Origin of the sequence: Xanthomonas hortorum pv. pelargonii, assembly GCF_024499015.1 — a bacterium.
GTDB lineage: Bacteria > Pseudomonadota > Gammaproteobacteria > Xanthomonadales > Xanthomonadaceae > Xanthomonas > Xanthomonas hortorum_B.
The window spans coordinates 4301780-4317279 of sequence record NZ_CP098604.1; the positions used below are offsets into that span (position 1 = coordinate 4301780).

At 65.3% G+C, this 15500-nt stretch carries 14 protein-coding genes, 1 tRNA gene and 1 pseudogene; 11 read left to right on the forward strand and 5 right to left on the reverse strand.

Annotation, left to right across the window (positions count from 1 at the left end; genetic code table 11):
* Position 1 precedes the first annotated feature (1 nt).
* The 9 genes and pseudogenes from NDY25_RS18490 (at position 2) to NDY25_RS18530 (ending at position 8388) form a co-directional block, all read left to right on the forward strand.
* On the forward strand, positions 2-796 hold the full coding sequence (locus NDY25_RS18490) for a WecB/TagA/CpsF family glycosyltransferase (protein WP_168958437.1): 795 nt from the start codon (positions 2-4) through the stop codon (positions 794-796).
* 34 nt (positions 797-830) lie between these two features.
* Complete coding sequence (locus NDY25_RS18495) at positions 831-1292, forward strand: cupin domain-containing protein (protein ID WP_168958436.1); 462 nt, start codon at positions 831-833, stop codon at positions 1290-1292.
* 92 nt (positions 1293-1384) lie between these two features.
* Complete coding sequence (locus NDY25_RS18500; protein ID WP_168958435.1) at positions 1385-2422, forward strand: TraB/GumN family protein; 1038 nt, start codon at positions 1385-1387, stop codon at positions 2420-2422.
* Between the two features lie 114 nt (positions 2423-2536).
* Positions 2537-3568: a 3-oxoacyl-[acyl-carrier-protein] synthase III C-terminal domain-containing protein gene (locus NDY25_RS18505; protein ID WP_168958463.1), complete on the forward strand. Its 1032-nt coding sequence runs from the start codon at positions 2537-2539 to the stop codon at positions 3566-3568.
* A 35-nt stretch (positions 3569-3603) separates the two neighbouring features.
* Positions 3604-4452 (forward strand): MBL fold metallo-hydrolase, encoded by an 849-nt coding sequence (locus NDY25_RS18510; RefSeq protein WP_168958434.1) that lies wholly within the window; start codon positions 3604-3606, stop codon positions 4450-4452.
* On the forward strand, positions 4449-5408 hold the full coding sequence (locus tag NDY25_RS18515) for an NAD-dependent epimerase/dehydratase family protein (RefSeq protein ID WP_168958433.1): 960 nt from the start codon (positions 4449-4451) through the stop codon (positions 5406-5408). The genes NDY25_RS18510 and NDY25_RS18515 overlap by 4 nt, the downstream gene beginning before the upstream one ends.
* Positions 5399-6552, forward strand: a pseudogene (locus tag NDY25_RS18520) (glycosyltransferase). The gene NDY25_RS18515 and the pseudogene NDY25_RS18520 overlap by 10 nt, the downstream one beginning before the upstream one ends.
* Positions 6530-7147 carry a hypothetical protein gene (locus tag NDY25_RS18525; RefSeq protein WP_256627620.1) on the forward strand — a complete coding sequence of 206 codons (618 nt, stop codon included), beginning with the start codon at positions 6530-6532 and terminating at the stop codon, positions 7145-7147. Before NDY25_RS18520 ends, NDY25_RS18525 begins: the two are co-directional and overlap by 23 nt.
* Positions 7132-8388, forward strand: coding sequence for a glycosyltransferase (locus NDY25_RS18530; protein WP_168958430.1), 1257 nt, complete (start codon positions 7132-7134; stop codon positions 8386-8388). The genes NDY25_RS18525 and NDY25_RS18530 overlap by 16 nt, the downstream gene beginning before the upstream one ends.
* Before the next feature lie 504 nt (positions 8389-8892).
* Here the strand turns inward: NDY25_RS18530 and dxs are convergent.
* The 5 genes from dxs to NDY25_RS18555 form a co-directional block, all read right to left on the reverse strand.
* The gene (gene dxs, locus NDY25_RS18535) at positions 8893-10809 is read right to left on the reverse strand and encodes a 1-deoxy-D-xylulose-5-phosphate synthase (protein WP_168958429.1); all 1917 of its coding nucleotides are present in this window, start codon (positions 10807-10809) and stop codon (positions 8893-8895) included.
* A gap of 187 nt (positions 10810-10996) precedes the next feature.
* On the reverse strand, positions 10997-11653 hold the full coding sequence (locus NDY25_RS18540; RefSeq protein WP_023904381.1) for an HNH endonuclease: 657 nt from the start codon (positions 11651-11653) through the stop codon (positions 10997-10999).
* Between the two features lie 49 nt (positions 11654-11702).
* Complete coding sequence (locus tag NDY25_RS18545; RefSeq protein WP_168958428.1) at positions 11703-13496, reverse strand: acyl-CoA dehydrogenase C-terminal domain-containing protein; 1794 nt, start codon at positions 13494-13496, stop codon at positions 11703-11705.
* 37 nt (positions 13497-13533) lie between these two features.
* Entirely contained in the window at positions 13534-14010 is a 477-nt protein-coding gene (locus NDY25_RS18550; RefSeq protein ID WP_023904379.1) for an LEA/WHy family protein, read from the reverse strand.
* Positions 14011-14117: 107 nt separating this feature from the next.
* Positions 14118-14654 (reverse strand): lipocalin family protein, encoded by a 537-nt coding sequence (locus NDY25_RS18555; RefSeq protein WP_168958427.1) that lies wholly within the window; start codon positions 14652-14654, stop codon positions 14118-14120.
* 180 nt (positions 14655-14834) lie between these two features.
* On the opposite strand from NDY25_RS18555, the gene NDY25_RS18560 reads away from it, so the two are divergent.
* Together NDY25_RS18560 and NDY25_RS18565 are read left to right on the forward strand one after the other, a co-directional pair.
* A tRNA-Phe gene (locus NDY25_RS18560) sits at positions 14835-14910 on the forward strand.
* Between the two features lie 284 nt (positions 14911-15194).
* Entirely contained in the window at positions 15195-15461 is a 267-nt protein-coding gene (locus NDY25_RS18565) for a hypothetical protein (RefSeq protein ID WP_043889283.1), read from the forward strand.
* Positions 15462-15500: the final 39 nt, after the last annotated feature.

Genomic DNA, 15500 nt, shown 5'->3' on the forward strand with positions numbered 1-15500 from the left:
GATGATGCAGGGCCAGCACGTGGATACGGAAACAACGACTGCCGGCAATGGCGCGCCAACCCGAGGCGTGGTGATTCCGCTTGGCGGGTTTCCGGTGTTGTCCACGACGCAAGAGGCCTTTGCGCTGGAGTTGTTCCATGCGCTGGCGGCGCAGCAGCGGCGCCGGGTGTTCTTTGCCAACACCAATTTCATCGTGCAATGCCAGGCGTTGCGCATGCGGATGCGCGAGCCCAGCGTGCGCATCGTCAATGACGGGATCGGCATGGATCTGGCCGCGCGGCTGATCCATGGCCGCCGCTTTGCCGGCAATCTCAATGGCACCGATCTGATTCCGTATCTGTGCCGCCACGCTGCGCATCCGCTCAAGTTCTTCCTGCTGGGCGGGCGCCCCGGCGTGGGCAAGACCGCGGCCGCCACGCTGACCGGCACGCTGGGGCAGCAAGTGGTGGGCATGTGCGATGGCTACGGCGAGTTTGCCGCGGCGGGCGAGGGCCTGGCCGAGCGCATCAACCGCTCCGGCGCCGACGTGCTGCTGGTGGCCTTCGGCAACCCCTTGCAGGAGCGCTGGATCCTCGATCACAGCCAGGCGCTGACGGTGCCGCTGGTGTTCGGTGTTGGCGCACTGCTGGACTTCCTGTCCGGTACCGCCAAGCGTGCGCCCGAGTGGGTGCAGCGTCTGCATATGGAATGGATGTATCGGCTGCTCCACGAGCCACGCCGTCTGCTCAAGCGCTATAGCTGGGATCTGCTGGTGTTCTTCCGCACCTGTCTGCGTGCTGGCAAGCATTTACCCTGATGCACGGCGGCGCGCGCTGTCTTAGCATGCAGGGATGCATCCAACCGCCGCTGATCTGATTCGCTCGTTAGACCTCGCCCCGCATCCGGAAGGAGGGCACTTCCGTCGTGTCTATGCGTCTGCTCGTCAGATCACCGATGGCGGGCACACGCGTCCCGCGCTGACCGCGATCCGCTTTTTGCTCAGTGTCGGCGAATGCAGCGCCTGGCATCGCGTGGACGCCGAGGAAAGCTGGCATTGGCAGCAAGGCGATGCGCTGGAGCTGCTGATCTATGACGAGGCCAGCGGGCAGTTGCAACGCCTGATCCTGGATGCGGCCGAGCGCGGTGAGCCGATGCACGTGGTGCCGGCCGGCTGCTGGCAGGCAGCACGCTCGCTTGGCGATTTCACCCTAGTGGGTTGCACGGTCTCGCCCGGGTTCGTGTGGGAAGGGTTCGCGCTGCTCGACGATGCCTCGCCGCTGGCCGCGCACCTGGCAACCTTGGTCCCGCGCTGAGCTACGGTTGGGCCTGCCATGCCGAACGCTTCCCTAACGCGGCGGTGGCCGGCTTGGCGTAATGTCCGCGTCTCACACAGGGGCGACATGTGATGCGACGCAAGGGGGCGGTGTGGGGAGCCGGATTGATGCTGGTGTCGCTGCTGGCGGCGGCCAGCGATAGCGCCACGCCGAAAGTGGCTGCGCCACCGCCACCGCCACCGCCACCGCCACCGGCGGTGGTCGATCTGGACGCGATGGTGGTGCGCGGCGTGCAACCCGGCCCGGGCTTGTGGAAGGTCAGCAAGGGCGATCAGGTGTTGTGGATCCTGGGCACCTTGTCGCCATTGCCGAAGCGGCTGCAGTGGCAGTCGACCGAGGTGGAAACGATCATCGGGCAGTCCCAGCAGGTCCTGATGGCGCCGACCGTGCAGATCGATGCGGACATGGGATTTTTCGGCAAGTTGACCTTGCTGCCGTCCGCGATGAAGGCGATGAAGAACGAAGACGGCCGCGAACTACGCGAGGTGTTGCCTCCCGATCTGTATGCCCGTTGGAGCCTGGCCAAGGCACGCTATATCGGTGGCGATCGGGGTGTGGAGCGCAAGCGCCCGATGCTTGCCGCCGGTGAGTTGTATCAGGCGGCGATCAAGCGCTCCGGCCTGGCCCGTTCGCCGGTGATCTGGTCGGTGGTGGAGCGTGCCGCCAAGCGCGCAGGTATCAAACCGACACCTACGGCGCTGGACTACAAGATCAAGGACCCGCGCCAGGCCATCAAGGAATTCCGTGCCGGCGGCATGGACGATACCGCGTGCTTTCGCAGCATTCTGGTGACAGTGGAGCGCGATCTGCCCACGATGGTCGAGCGCGCCAACGCATGGTCGGTGGGCGATATCGAAGCGCTGCGCCAACTGCCGCGCGAAGATCCGCAGGCCGCCTGCATGAGCGCGATGGCCAGCTCCGGTGCGGCCAGGGCGCGTGGTATCGACGATCTCGAACGCCGCATGCGCGAGCCTTGGCTGAGCATCGCCACCACGGCGTTGCAACGCAATCGCAGTACCTTCGCGGTGCTGCCGATCAGCCGGTTGACGGCGCCGGATGGATATCTCGCACGGCTGCAGGCGATGGGATATGCGGTGGAGGCGCCGTAAGCGCAGCAGGTTCGATGGCCGCTCCTAAGGCTTGATAGGCCGCGCCATGAACTTCTTCGTCTGAAGGCGATGCGCAGCGTGCGATCAATCGAGTCGGCCAACGCCAGCCACGTTATGCTGCGCGCCTTGTCCAATGAGACCTCCGCGTTGAACGCATTGCCGCTGCGCATTCTGGGCACCGGGCGCCATGTCCCCGCGACGGAGGTGACCTCGCAACAATTGGACGCGCGCTGGCAGTTGCCGGCGGGCACCACGTTCGCGCGCTCTGGCGTGGCCAGCCGCCATTACGTGGGCGAGGGCGAGACCGCATCGTCGATGGGCGCCGCCGCCGCGACCCAGGCGCTGGCCAGCGCCGGCATCGAGGCCGGCGACATCGATTGCCTGATCTCGGCCTGCAGCGTCATGGAGCAGCCGATTCCCTGCCAGGCGGTATTGATCCAGCGCGCGCTTGGCCTGGGCGATTCTGGCATTCCCGCGTTCGACGTCAATGCGACCTGTCTGAGTTTTCTGGTGGCATTGGACATGGCCGCCAATGCGTTGGCGCTCGGGCGCTATCAGCGCGTCTTGATCGTCTCCAGCGAGGTCGCATCGGGCGGGCTGGATGCATCGGCGCCGGCTACGGCCGGGTTGTTTGGCGACGGTGCGGCTGCAGTGATCGTGGGACGCAGCGCTGCGGAAGACGGCTCGGCATTGCTGTCCAGCCGCCTGTGCAGTTATGGCGATGGCGCGGAGCTGTGCCGTATTCGCGGCGGCGGCACGCGTTATCCGCGTGGCGAAGAAAGTGCGCCCGATGCCTTGCGCACCTTCAGTATGGATGGACGCGGCGCCTACCGCTTCGCGGCGCGCTACCTGCCTACCTTCTGGGAGCAATTGCTGCGCGAGGCGGGCACCACCACAGACGCCTTGCGCTGCTTTGTGCCGCATCAGGCCTCCGGCGGCGGTCTGGATCATGTGGTGCAGGCCTTGGGGCTGCGCCCCGATCAGGTGATTCGCATCCTGCATGCCACCGGCAATCAGGTCGCCGCATCGTTGCCGCACGCCTTGCATCACGCGCGGATCGAGCAGCGTTTGCAACGCGGCGATCTGTTCGCACTGCTCGGCACCGGCGCCGGGCTGGCGATCGGCGGCATGGTATTGCGGTACTAGGACGTGTACTCACTTCCCGAACAGGTCGTGTCCTGATGCCGCCGCGCGTGTCGCTGGAGTTGCTGCGCATCGGCCATTGCCGCCACTGCGAGCGCATGGTGCGTGCGGACGGGCGCTGGCATGCAGTGGAGTTCCCGGCATTGAGCGTGCTGATTCGGCATCCGCAGCGTGGCGCACTGCTGTACGACACTGGCTATGCCGAGCATTTCTTTCGCGCCACCGATCCCTGGCCCGAGCGCCTGTACCGCTGGACCACGCCGGTGAGTTTGCCCGCGCACGAAACGCTGGGCGCGCAGTTGGCACGTCGCGGCGTGCAGCTGGAGGAGATTGCCTGGTGCCTGATTTCGCACTTCCATGCCGACCATGTCGGCGGCCTGCGTGATCTGCCGAATGCGCGCTTCATCTGCCTGCGTGCGGATTATCAACAGCTGCGCAGTTGTTCGCGCCTTGGCGGCCTGCGCCGCGCCTTGTTGCCGCAGCTGCTACCCGCCGATTTCGACCGACGGCTGCAGTTTGCCGAGCAAGCACCGGTGCGTGCGCTGACCGGTGCCTGGCAAGGGTTGGGCGCGGCCTACGATCTGTTCGAAGACGGCAGCGTGCTGGCCGTGCCGTTGCCCGGACACGTGCCTGGGCAGATGGGCCTGTGGTTACGCGATCAGCACGACCGCGAGGTGTTGCTGTGTGCCGACGCGGTGTGGTCGTCGGCGACGTGGGCAACGCTGCAGTGGCCAGCATGGCCCACGCGTTTATTGATGCACGATTGGGCAGCGTTTCAACGCACGGTGCATCAGTTGCACGGGCTGTCGCAAGCGCATCTCGAGCTGGCGATCCTGCCGTCGCATTGCCAGCCCAGCCTTGACCGTTATCAACCGGAGTGGCGATGAGCCTGCGCATTCTCGTGACCGGCGCGTCCGGTTTTGTCGGTGGTTCGTTCCTGCGGCGTTTCCAGGGCCAGCCGGGTGTGGAGATCCATGGCATCGGTCGCCGCGCCAGCGATCTACCCAACTACCATCGCATCGATCTGAGCCGGCCATTCTCGCTGGAGTGGCAGCCGGATGTGGTGATTCACGCAGCCGCGCTGGCATCGCCGTGGGGCACGCGCGCGCAGTTCCAGCTGCATAACGTAGAGGCCACCGCCAACGTCATCGATTTCTGCACGCGCAATGGCTGCCCGCGTCTGCTGTATGTGTCGTCCAGTTCAGTGTTCTATCGCGAGGCACATCAATACGACCTCACCGAAGAAAGCCCGATCGGACCGGCGTTCGTCAATACCTACGCGCAGACCAAATATCTGGGCGAAACCTTGCTCGATCACTATCCAGGCGAGAAATCCGTGCTGCGCCCACGCGCAGTGTTCGGGCCGGGAGATACGGTGCTGTTCCCGCGCGTGATCGCCGCGGCGCGCAAAGGCGCGCTGCCACGCTTTGTCGGCCAGACCCAGCCGGTGATCGGCGATCTGATCTACATCGATACGTTGTGCGATTATCTGTATCGCGCGGCCACCGCGCCGCGGTTGCAGCCGGCCTACAACCTCACCAATGCACAGCCGGTGGATCTGCAGCAGCTGCTAATGGACTTGCTGACGCGCCTGCAGCTGCCGTTGCCGCAGCGCGAGGTACGTATCGCAACCGCGCTGCGCATGGCAAGCGTGGTGGAAGCGGCCTACCGCCTGCTGCGGCTGCGCGGCGAACCGCCGATCACCCGCTTCGGTGTTGGCGCATTTGCTTATTCGAAGACCTTCGATCCGCGACGCACGCTCGCCGATCTCGGGCAACCCAGCGTTGGCCTGGAAGAAGGTATCGAGGCGTTCGTGCGTTGGCAGGCGGCGCAATGGACGTAGCCGCACTGGCGTTGGCAGCGGCCTATCTGGCGGTGCTGATGGTCAAGACGGGGGCGGTGCTGTGGGTCGTGCACGATACACGCGCGCGGCCATCGAGCGATGCCGCTACAACCCAGGCCGAGGTGGCGATATTGCAACCCATCCTCGGCGGCGACGCGCATTTGCAGCAGGTGCTTGCCGCCAACCTGCAAGCACTGCCGGATGCACACTTCATCTGGTTGCTGGATGCGGAGGATCGCGCAGGAAATACGGTTGCCGATACATTGGTGACTCTGTATCCGCAGCGATGCATCGAGCGCGTGCTGGTGCCTCCGGCGCCACCTGGTGTAAATCCGAAAGCATGGAAACTCGACTGCGCGCTGCCGCATGTGTGCGCACCGATCAGCCTGATCCTCGACGACGATGCGCAGCTGACCAACAACGCGCTCGCACGGTTGTTGCAGGATCTGACCCACGCCGATGTGGTCACTGCGCTGCCGTATTACCAGGACAGCGCAACGCTGCCAGGCCGCCTGTTGTCGCAGTTCGTCAACAACAATGCAGCGCTCACCTATCTGGGCTGGCTGCCGTTCGCCGCGCCGCTGACCATCAATGGCATGTGCTATGCCGCCCGCACCGAACAGCTGCGCACCTGGGGTGGGTTTGCGGGGTTGCTGGAGCAGCTGACTGACGATCTGGCGTTTGCAACACTGGTGCGTGAGCGCGGTGGGCGAGTGTGCCAATCCACTGCAGCGGTGGCGATGCGCACTGCGATGCCCGATCTTGCGAGTTACCTGCGTCAGATGCATCGGTGGATGTTGTTCGCGCTGATCCTGCTGCGCCGTCAGACGTTGGGCGTACGCAGCGCAATTTTCGTACTGCAGGGCTGCCGCCGCTGTTGCTGACGGGCTTGCTGCTGTCTGTGTGCGTGCAGCCAACATGGCTGGCCATCGCATGTGCGCTGACTACGTTGCTGCTGCGTGCCTTGTTGCTGTGCCTGGTGCAATGGCGCGTCAGCGGAGCGATTCGTCACCGGCCATTGCTGTCGATTTGCGCCGAAGTTCTACAGCCGCTGCATCTGCTGCACGCAGCTGTGGTGCGCACGATCCGCTGGCGCACGCGTCGTTACCGCGTATTCCCGGATGGGCGTTTTCGTGCCGATTGACAGCGCTACTGTGCAAATTGCCTTCCTTACCGGGCAAAGCGATCCGCAGCGCTGCGCGTTGAGCGTCGAACAGCAGCACTTCTTGCAGCAGCTGCAAGGCCCGGGCCGGCAACTGATCGACTGCAATTATCCGTATCGCCCCGATCGCGCTGCGCACCGGCGCACGCCACTCTGGCGCGCCAGTCTCTCCAACGCGCGGCAGTACCTGGCCGCACGCGCCGCACGCGTTGCGGACGCCGATCGCGTGCGCATCGTGGCGCTGCTGGAGCAGGCGCCGATCACGGTAGTGCTGGCAGGCAGTTGCGGCCTGCAGTTGCTCACCGCGCTGCAGCTTCCTCACGCGTTACGTGCACGTCTGGCGGTGTTCGCCTACGGTCCGGTCTGCACTGCGCCCGCGTCGTTCGGGCAGATGCGCGTGTTGCAAGGGCAGCGCGACTGGATCTCGCGCGTGCTGTTCGGTGCTGCGATCGATCTGGCACCCGCGTGCGGGCACATGGATTACCTGCGTAACGCGGCGGTGCTCGCCGATTGCCAGGTGTTCATCGCGCGGCTTGAACAAGCCGTGCAGGGGGAGGGCAGATGCGCATCGATCTGATCGCGCCGCCATATAGCGGGCACCTGCATCCGATCCTTGCGATCGCCCGTCAGTTGGCGCCATATCACCAGGTGCAGGTCATCAGCACGCCGGCGGCGCAGGCGCGCATCCGTGCATGCGGGCTGAGCGCAGTCAGTGTGCTGGATGCGCAAGCCGATCGGCTGTTGCTGGAGATCGCCAACCCACCGCATGCGGTGGGCCACCACCCGTTGCGCTTGCGTCGACAACTGCACAACGCGCTTGGGTTGATGGCGCGGATGGGGGATGTGCTGAAAGCGCGCTGGCGCGAGCGAAGGCCGGACCTGGTGATCGTCGATTTCACCTTGCCCAGCGCGGGACTGGCGGCGCAGGCGATGGACATCGCGTGGTGGACCAGCATGCCGTCGCCGTGCGTGATCGAAACCAGCGACGGTCCTCCCGCGTATTTCGGTGGTCTGCTGCCGGCGACCAGCGCAAGACAGCGCATCTGGCATGCAGTGGCGCGGCGGCTTACGCGTGGCTTCAAGCGGACCCTGCACGCATGCTATCGCCGCCGGATGCATGCCTGCGGATTGCCGGCGATCTATCGCCGCGATCGCAGCGAGGCGGTGTACTCGCCGCTCTGCATTCTTGCCTTGGGCCTGCCGTCGTTCGAGTTAGCGCAGCGCTGGCCTGCGGCGGTGCGCTTCGTCGGGCCACAGCTGTGTACGCCGCCCGCATCGGTTGCGCCGCCTGCGTTTGTCGCCGGGAGGCGGCATGTGCTGGTGACGCTGGGCACGCATCTGCAGTGGGTCAAACACTGCATGGATGCGGTACTGCGCGCGCTGGCGCCGCAGTTTCCGGACGTGATCTTCCATTTCAGCGATGGCGACACCGCAGCGCCGCAGCAACAGGGCCATGGCAACTATCAGCGTCTGCCGTATGTGGACTATGCGCAGCACCTGCAGCGTTACGCGCTGGTGGTGCACCATGGCGGCGCTGGCATTCTGTATGCCTGCCTGGCCGCAGGCTTGCCATCGATCGTGTACCCGCTGGACTACGACCAGTTCGACCACGCCGCTCGCCTGCAGGTCGCCGGAGCAGCGTGGTGGTTGCGCGAGTTGGATGGCTTGCCGGCACTGCTGCGCGAAGCGCTTGGCACGAGCGAGCTGCCGTCAGGCGTACATCGATTGCAGACGGAGCTGCACGCCATCGATGCGCAGGCACGCATCGTGCGGTTGGTGGATGCGTTTGCGCAGACCGGTGCGGTGCCGCAGGTCTGATGCGTCGCTACGCGAAATCGGTCGCGCATTGCGTCAGCGCAGCCGCGTCAACACGACGCGTGGGTCGCGGTTGATACGGGCAGGCGAATCTCCAATCCCCTGCCGGGACTGAACATCCAAGAGTGGCTCACAAAACTGCCAAGTGCGCGCAGCCGGCTGATCTGCAGCTTGGTTGCAGGGCCCTTGACCGCCCACCATCGCGGGACACGCCGCAAGTACGTCCGTGTAGGCTCTTACGCGGCATCCATGCCGCGTAAGATCCCGCGCCGGTGGGCGTGCAAGGGCCAGTCGAGAGGGGCGGTGTGCGTGGTTGCGGGCAATACGCGCGGCGCGACCGTCCGATGCGGTCATGCTCGGCTCCTGTCGATCCGAGCAATGGCATTGCCATTGCCGACATCGCTCCAGTGTCCAACGAAGGCGAGTGCGACCATCACGTTGTCGCCATCGATAAAGCGTTCGAGAGGTTTTGTTAGCCGCCCCAAGTCGCTCTACTGACCGCGAGCCTCAACCCGCAGCCGCATTCAACGACGGCGCCTTGCTTGCCATCAGCTGCGGCCAACGCTTGAGCACGGCGGCACGGATACCGGCCTGATCAATGCCAGCATCGGCCAGCAGGTCTTCGCGGCTGGCGTGGTGCTGGAAGCTGTCGGGCAGGCCCAGGTGCAACATCGGCATGGTGATCGCTTCGGCATTGAGCAGCTCTGCCACGCCCGAGCCGGCGCCGCCGGCAACGACGTTGTCTTCGATGGTGACGAAGCCTTCGTGGCTCTTGGCCAGTTCCAGCAGCATGGCTTTGTCGAGCGGTTTGACGAAGCGCATGTTGACCACGGTCAGGCCGAGTTCGCGCCCGACCGCTTCTGCCGCATCCACGCTCGCGCCGAAGCCGAGCAGGGCGATGCGTGCGCCGTTATGGCGCAGCTGCGCCTTGCCGATCGGCAAGGTGGTGAGCGATGTGTCGAGCGTACTGCCGGGGCCTGTGCCACGCGGGTAGCGCACTGCTGCCGGGCCTTCGTAGCGCACGCCGGTGGTCAGCATCTGGCGGCACTCGGCTTCGTCGGCCGGCGCCATCACCACCATGTGCGGCACGCAGCGCAGGAAGCTCAGATCCAGATTGCCTGCATGGGTGGCGCCATCCGGGCCGACCACGCCGCCGCGATCGATCGCAAACAGCACGTCGAGCTTCTGCACCGCCACGTCGTGCACCAACTGGTCGTAGCCGCGCTGCAGGAAGGTGGAATAGATCGCCACCACCGGTTTGGCGCCCTGGGTCGCCATGCCGGCGGCCAGGGTGACCGCATGTTGCTCCGCAATCGCCACGTCGAAATAGCGCTGCGGATACTCCTTGCTGAAACGCACCAGGCCCGAGCCTTCGCGCATTGCCGGAGTGATCACCAGCAGCGTTGGCTCGGCCGCGGCCATGTCGCAGACCCAGTCGCTGAAGACATCGGTATAGGTCGGCTTCTTGGCGCCGGCCTTGGCAATCAGGCCCTTGCTCGGATCGAACGGACCCACCGCGTGGTAGCCGATCTGGTCGCCTTCGGCGAGCTCGTAGCCCTTGCCCTTGGTGGTGATGACGTGCAGCAACTGCGGGCCCTTGAGCGTCTGCAAGGTCTTCAGTGCGCCAACCAGGGTGGGCAGGTCGTGGCCGTCGATCGGGCCGGTGTAGTGGAAGCCCATTTCTTCGAACAACGTGGACGGCACGAACATGCCTTTCCAGTGTTCTTCCCAGCGCCGCACGAAGCGCGCGGTAGGGTTGTTCTTCTTGTCGCCGAGGATCTTCTTGCCGCCCTCGCGGATCGCGTTGAGCGTGCGGCTGCCGCTGGCACGGCCCAGCATCTTGGTCAGCCCGCCGACCGCCTCGGAGATCGACATGCGGTTGTCGTTGAGGATCACCAGCAGGTTCGGCTCCGGATCCATGCCGCCGGCGTGGTTGAGCGCTTCGTAGACCATGCCGGCAGTCATCGCGCCGTCGCCGATCACCGCGACCACCTTGCGCTCGTCGCCGTTGCGCTGCGCGGCGATCGCCATGCCGAGCGCCGCCGAGATCGAGGTCGACGAATGGCCGACGCCGAAGGTGTCGTAGATGCTTTCTTCGCGCTTGGGAAACGGCGCCACGCCGTCCTTCTGCTTGACCGTGTGGATCTGGTCGCGACGGCCGGTGAGGATCTTGTGCGGGTAGGTCTGATGGCCCACGTCCCACACCAGCTGATCGACCGGGGTCTGATACAGGTAGTGCAGGGCGACGGTGAGTTCGATCACACCCAGGCCCGCCGCGAAGTGACCGCCGCTCTTGCCTACCGACTCGATGAGGTAGGCACGCAGTTCTTCGGCGATCGCCGTGAGCTCGGCCTCGTCGAAGCGACGCAGATCGTCAGGGGTCTGGATGCGCGACAGGCGCGGATAGCGGGTGGAATCGATCATCATCGTGTCAATGTTCTGAAGCCATATTGTCCTCCCCATGCGAAGGCCCGGCAAGCAAACCGGTTCAGCTGTCAGCGGGAAGTGATGGCTGCGCTCGCCGCCATTGCTGGCGGGCGCATTGAACGCCTGCGCATGCGGCAATCTGCCGCACCCGGTTGGACGCGCAGATGCATGCTGGGCGCGCGAACTACAGCGACAGCTTGGAGCGCTTGGGCAACTGCGCGCGCAGGAACGCCATCTGATCGGAGAGGATATTGCGGTTGGAGAGGATCAGATGTTCGATCCAGCTCGGCCGATACGGCACCGCCAGCAGCGGCATATGCGCCTGCTGTGGCGTGCGGTTGGCCTTGCGCGAGTTGCACTGGAAGCACGCAGTGACCACGTTTTCCCAGGTATCGCGGCCGCCCTTGGACACCGGCATGACATGGTCGCGGGTTAGTTGCGGGCGGCTGAAGTGCTGGCCGCAATACAGGCACAGCTGCGCATCGCGTGCGAACAGCGCGGTGTTGCTGAGCGTGGGGGTCGGGTCCAGTGCGCGCGAGCGTGCGTGACCACGCGCAGCGATGATGGGATGCAATTCCAGCACGCTGCGCTCGCCGGTCAGCCGCGAGATGCCGCCATGGATCTGCATGCATGGCTCGCCCAGCGTCCAGGAGACCGCGCCGCGTGCGTACAGACAGGCCGCGTCTTGCCAGTTGATCCAGTCCAGCACCCGGCCGTGCGCATCGAGCGAGAGCAGGCGCAATGCGGGAAGTTGCTGAAACGCAGCGACAGAGCTGCCCGCGACCGGGGCATCGAAGCCGCCGGGGACGATCACACCACGTGCGTGAGTGTCTGTCTCCATCGGGAAAACAGCTTATACCCGATCGTTGACAGTTTGTGTATCGCAGCGATCAGCCTTCGCCGAACAGCTCCGCTTCCAGCGTCATCAGCGGCGCGGCGCCACTGCGGATGGTGGCGGCATGGGTCAGCGTGCGAGGCAGCACGCGCGCGAAGTAGAAGCGTGCGGTCTCGCGCTTGGCGCGCTTGAAGTCCTCGCTGTGCGCGGAGGCATCGGCAGCGGCCACGCTGCGTGCCCACCAGTAGGCCAGCACCACATAGCCGGAATAGAACAGATAGTCGTAGCTGGCGGCGCCGAGTTCGTCCGGGTTGCGGGCGGCGCGATCGAGTACGTCGCGGGTCAGCATTGCCCACTCGCTGCACTTGTCGCGCAGCGGCTTGATGAACTCGGCCAGCGCCGCATTGCCTTGCTGCGCATTGGCGAAGGTTTCCACATCGGCCAGGAACAACTTCAGCCCGGCGGCCTGGCTGGCAGCGGTCTTGCGGCCGATCAGATCCAGCGCCTGGATGCCGGTGGTGCCTTCGTAGATGGTGGTGATGCGTGCGTCGCGGGCCAGCTGCTCCATGCCGTATTCGCGGATATAGCCATGGCCGCCGAAGCACTGCAGCGCGTGGTAGGTGTTCTCGATCGACCACTCGGTCTGGCAGGCCTTGGAGATCGGGGTGAGGAAGCTCACCAGCGTCTCGGCATCGGCACGCTCCTGTTCGGTGGCGCCGCGATGGGCGACATCGACCAGGCTGGCCGCGTGCAGCGCCAGCAAGCGGCTGCCTTCGGTCAGCGATTTGATGGTCAGCAGCATGCGGCGCACGTCCGGGTGCACGATGATCGGGTCGGCCGGCTTGTCGGGGAACTTGGCACCGCTGAGCGCGCGCGATTGCAGACGCTCGCGGCTGTAACGCAGCGCATTTTGATACGCGCGCTCGGACAGGCCGATGCCCTGCAGGCCCACGCTCAGGCGCGCGGTATTCATCATCGTAAACATGGCCTGCAAGCCCTTGTGCGGCTGGCCGACCAGATAGCCTTGCGCGCCTTCGAAGTTCATCACGCAGGTCACCGAGCCCTTGATGCCCATCTTGTGCTCGATCGAGCCGCAATGCAGCGCGTTGCGCTCGCCCACGGTGCCGTCGCGGTCCACTTTGAATTTGGGGGTGACGAACAGCGAGATGCCCTTGGCGCCCGCCGGTGCATCCGGCAGTTTGGCCAGTACCAGATGCACGATGTTGTCGGTGAGGTCGTGCTCGCCGGCGGTGATGAAGATCTTGGTGCCGGTGATGGCGTAGCTGCCGTCGGCGTTGGGTTCGGCACGGGTCTTGAGCAGGCCCAGGTCGGTGCCGCAATGCGGCTCGGTCAGGCACATGGTGCCGGTCCAGCGGCCGTCGATCAGCGGCTTGAGAAAGACGTCCTGCTGCCAGGTTTCGCCGTGCTGACGCAGCGCTTCCATCGCGCCGTGCGAGAGTAGCGGGAAGTTGCCCCAGGCCAGGTTGGCGGCGTTGATCATCTCGCTCAACGGCACGCCCAGCGTATGCGGCATGCCCTGACCACCGAATTGCGTCTCGGCGGTGAGCCCGTTCCAGCCGCCTTCGACGAATTGGTCGTAGGCCGCGCGGAAGCCGGGCGGGGTAGTCACCGCGTGGGTGCTCTTGTCGAACGCACAGCCGATCTCGTCGCCGATGCTGTTGAGCGGCGCCAGCACCTGCGAGGTGAAGCGACCGGCTTCTTCGAGCACGGCGTCGATGATGTCGGTGCTGGCATCGGTGTAACCGAGCCGGGCGAACAGGGCTTGCGCACCGAGTACGTCGTGCAGGGCAAAGCGGAAATCGGTCAGCGGGGCGGTGTAGCTGCTCATGCGGAGTCCTTCAAACGAGTGCGGGAAGGCGTGCGCGTCAGCGCAGCACGCCGTTGAGGCCGGGGGCCGGGCTGAGCGTATTGCGCGATTCGACGGTGAAATCGCGCTGCTTCTTGTCCTGCGGGGTCGCCCATACCGTGCCCTTGAGCGTGTACGGCAGCGAGCGCCCGCTGGCGAGCACGTCGGCGACGGTGAGGCGGCCCAGCGAGGTCGGCTGCAGGGTGACAGTCACCACGTCGGCGGTCTCCGGGCCGATCGAAATACCCACGGCCTGGTCGAGCTTGCCGGCCAGCTGGTCGCCGGCGGAGATCTCCAGCGCCACGCGCTCGAACTGCATCGGGATGCTGCTGTAGTTCTGCAGCCGCAGGTCCACCGACCAGGCGCCATCCGGGCGCACGGTCAGCTGCTGTATGCGGGCTGCCGGCTCAGACACGCGGCGCACCGCACCGCCGCAGGCGCTCAGCAGCAGGGCGCAGGTCAGCGACACAATCACAAGGCGATAGGCACGACGCATGTACTCGGATCCTTGGCTGGGTAAGGCGGCGCCAAGAATACTACGCAGTACGGTTGCTGCCTTGCTGCAGCAACGGGGACTGAGGGCGTGCGGTCACAGCGCTGCAGTCACAGCAATGGCGCAGCTACGATCAGCGGCGACAGGTCGTAGCCCATCTGCGTGGTTTGGCGTTTGAGCTGTTCAAACTGCGCGCGCTGCATCTGTGGCGAGCGCGACAGGATCCACAGGTACTTGCGATCCGGCTCGCCGACCACCGCCCATTGGTAGTCCGGATCGAGCGCGATAACCCAATAGTCGGCCCACACCAGTGGCAGCCAGCTCAGCCATTCCGGGGCGAAGCGCACCTGCAGTTGGCCGGGCTGGCCATCGACCGGCCGCGCCACACCGTCGGCCTGGGTCAGGGCGCCATCGGCGGTGCGGCAGCCGTTGCGCACGCCGATCAAACCATCGTCGCGCAAGGTGTAGCTGGCGGTGATATCGCTGCGGCACTTCTTCTGGAACGAGACCGGCAGGTGCGCGATCTCGTGCCACTGCCCGGCGTAGCGGGAGATGTCCAGCTGCGGCACCGCGCGTATCGGCTGTTGGGCAATAGCGGTCAATGGCAGCAGCAAAGCGAACGACAGCAGCAGGCGGGGCAGGCGCATGACAATCTCCTCGGGACGCGCGCAGGCTAGGCCATGCCACCCGCCGCGCGGCGTGAACCGGCGCAAGAAACCCGGCTGCCGGCACCGGCCCGCAACAAAGTTGCGCACAAGGCTTGCCCAAACTGCGCCTGCTCGCTATGATGCGCGTCCTCGCAACGCAGGCATCGCGTTGCAGGTAGTGGCCGAGTAGCTCAGTTGGTAGAGCAGGGGATTGAAAATCCCCGTGTCGGCGGTTCGATTCCGTCCTCGGCCACCATTTCCCAGCCTTCATTCGCAAGGCTTTCCGGCAATCGCCGGGTTTTGAGACTCTTGTTTTGTTTCCTTTGAGCTAGACCTGCACACAGATTGGCGGGTGGTTTTGTCGTGTCTGTCGGCGAGTGCATTGACGATAAGGCTGTGTCGCGAACCGTCTTTGCAAATCGGCTCGAATGACGCTGCAAGTTGCCGTCGCAGTCAATCTGCGCGGGCGTCTTGCTCGGTCTCGCGATGAGTGCTTTGCTTCCACGTCGTCTTCAACTGCGCGTGGCGATACTTGCGCGCATGACGCACAAGACACTTCGACGCACGCTGATTCATGGCTATTGCGGTGAGTTCCGCGTGGAGACGTTGGAAAGCCAGGCGCCTGGCGCGACGTTGTGGCTGTCGACCGCGTTCGTCTACCACCGCGACCGCGCGTCGCCAGTGGCCACGATCGAGGGCGCCGGGCAGGGCGAGTATCGCGGCGATGCGCGTGAGCAGGCGCTGCGCGTCGGCTCCTGCCTGGCGGAGTTTCTGGATCCAAAGGAATACCGGGTTCGCGAGACCTAGCGCCGCCACAACGGTGTGTGAGTTGTTGGCTGTGCGCAG

Coding starts and splice junctions, on each gene's coding strand:
- NDY25_RS18490 (WP_168958437.1), top strand. CDS start 2: ATGATGCAGGGCCAGCACGTGGATACGGAAACAACGACTGCCGGCAAT.
- NDY25_RS18495 (WP_168958436.1), top strand. CDS start 831: ATGCATCCAACCGCCGCTGATCTGATTCGCTCGTTAGACCTCGCCCCG.
- NDY25_RS18500 (WP_168958435.1), top strand. CDS start 1,385: ATGCGACGCAAGGGGGCGGTGTGGGGAGCCGGATTGATGCTGGTGTCG.
- NDY25_RS18505 (WP_168958463.1), top strand. CDS start 2,537: ATGCTGCGCGCCTTGTCCAATGAGACCTCCGCGTTGAACGCATTGCCG.
- NDY25_RS18510 (WP_168958434.1), top strand. CDS start 3,604: ATGCCGCCGCGCGTGTCGCTGGAGTTGCTGCGCATCGGCCATTGCCGC.
- NDY25_RS18515 (WP_168958433.1), top strand. CDS start 4,449: ATGAGCCTGCGCATTCTCGTGACCGGCGCGTCCGGTTTTGTCGGTGGT.
- NDY25_RS18525 (WP_256627620.1), top strand. CDS start 6,530: ATGGGCGTTTTCGTGCCGATTGACAGCGCTACTGTGCAAATTGCCTTC.
- NDY25_RS18530 (WP_168958430.1), top strand. CDS start 7,132: ATGCGCATCGATCTGATCGCGCCGCCATATAGCGGGCACCTGCATCCG.
- dxs (WP_168958429.1), bottom strand. CDS start 10,809: ATGATCGATTCCACCCGCTATCCGCGCCTGTCGCGCATCCAGACCCCT.
- NDY25_RS18540 (WP_023904381.1), bottom strand. CDS start 11,653: ATGGAGACAGACACTCACGCACGTGGTGTGATCGTCCCCGGCGGCTTC.
- NDY25_RS18545 (WP_168958428.1), bottom strand. CDS start 13,496: ATGAGCAGCTACACCGCCCCGCTGACCGATTTCCGCTTTGCCCTGCAC.
- NDY25_RS18550 (WP_023904379.1), bottom strand. CDS start 14,010: ATGCGTCGTGCCTATCGCCTTGTGATTGTGTCGCTGACCTGCGCCCTG.
- NDY25_RS18555 (WP_168958427.1), bottom strand. CDS start 14,654: ATGCGCCTGCCCCGCCTGCTGCTGTCGTTCGCTTTGCTGCTGCCATTG.
- NDY25_RS18565 (WP_043889283.1), top strand. CDS start 15,195: ATGACGCACAAGACACTTCGACGCACGCTGATTCATGGCTATTGCGGT.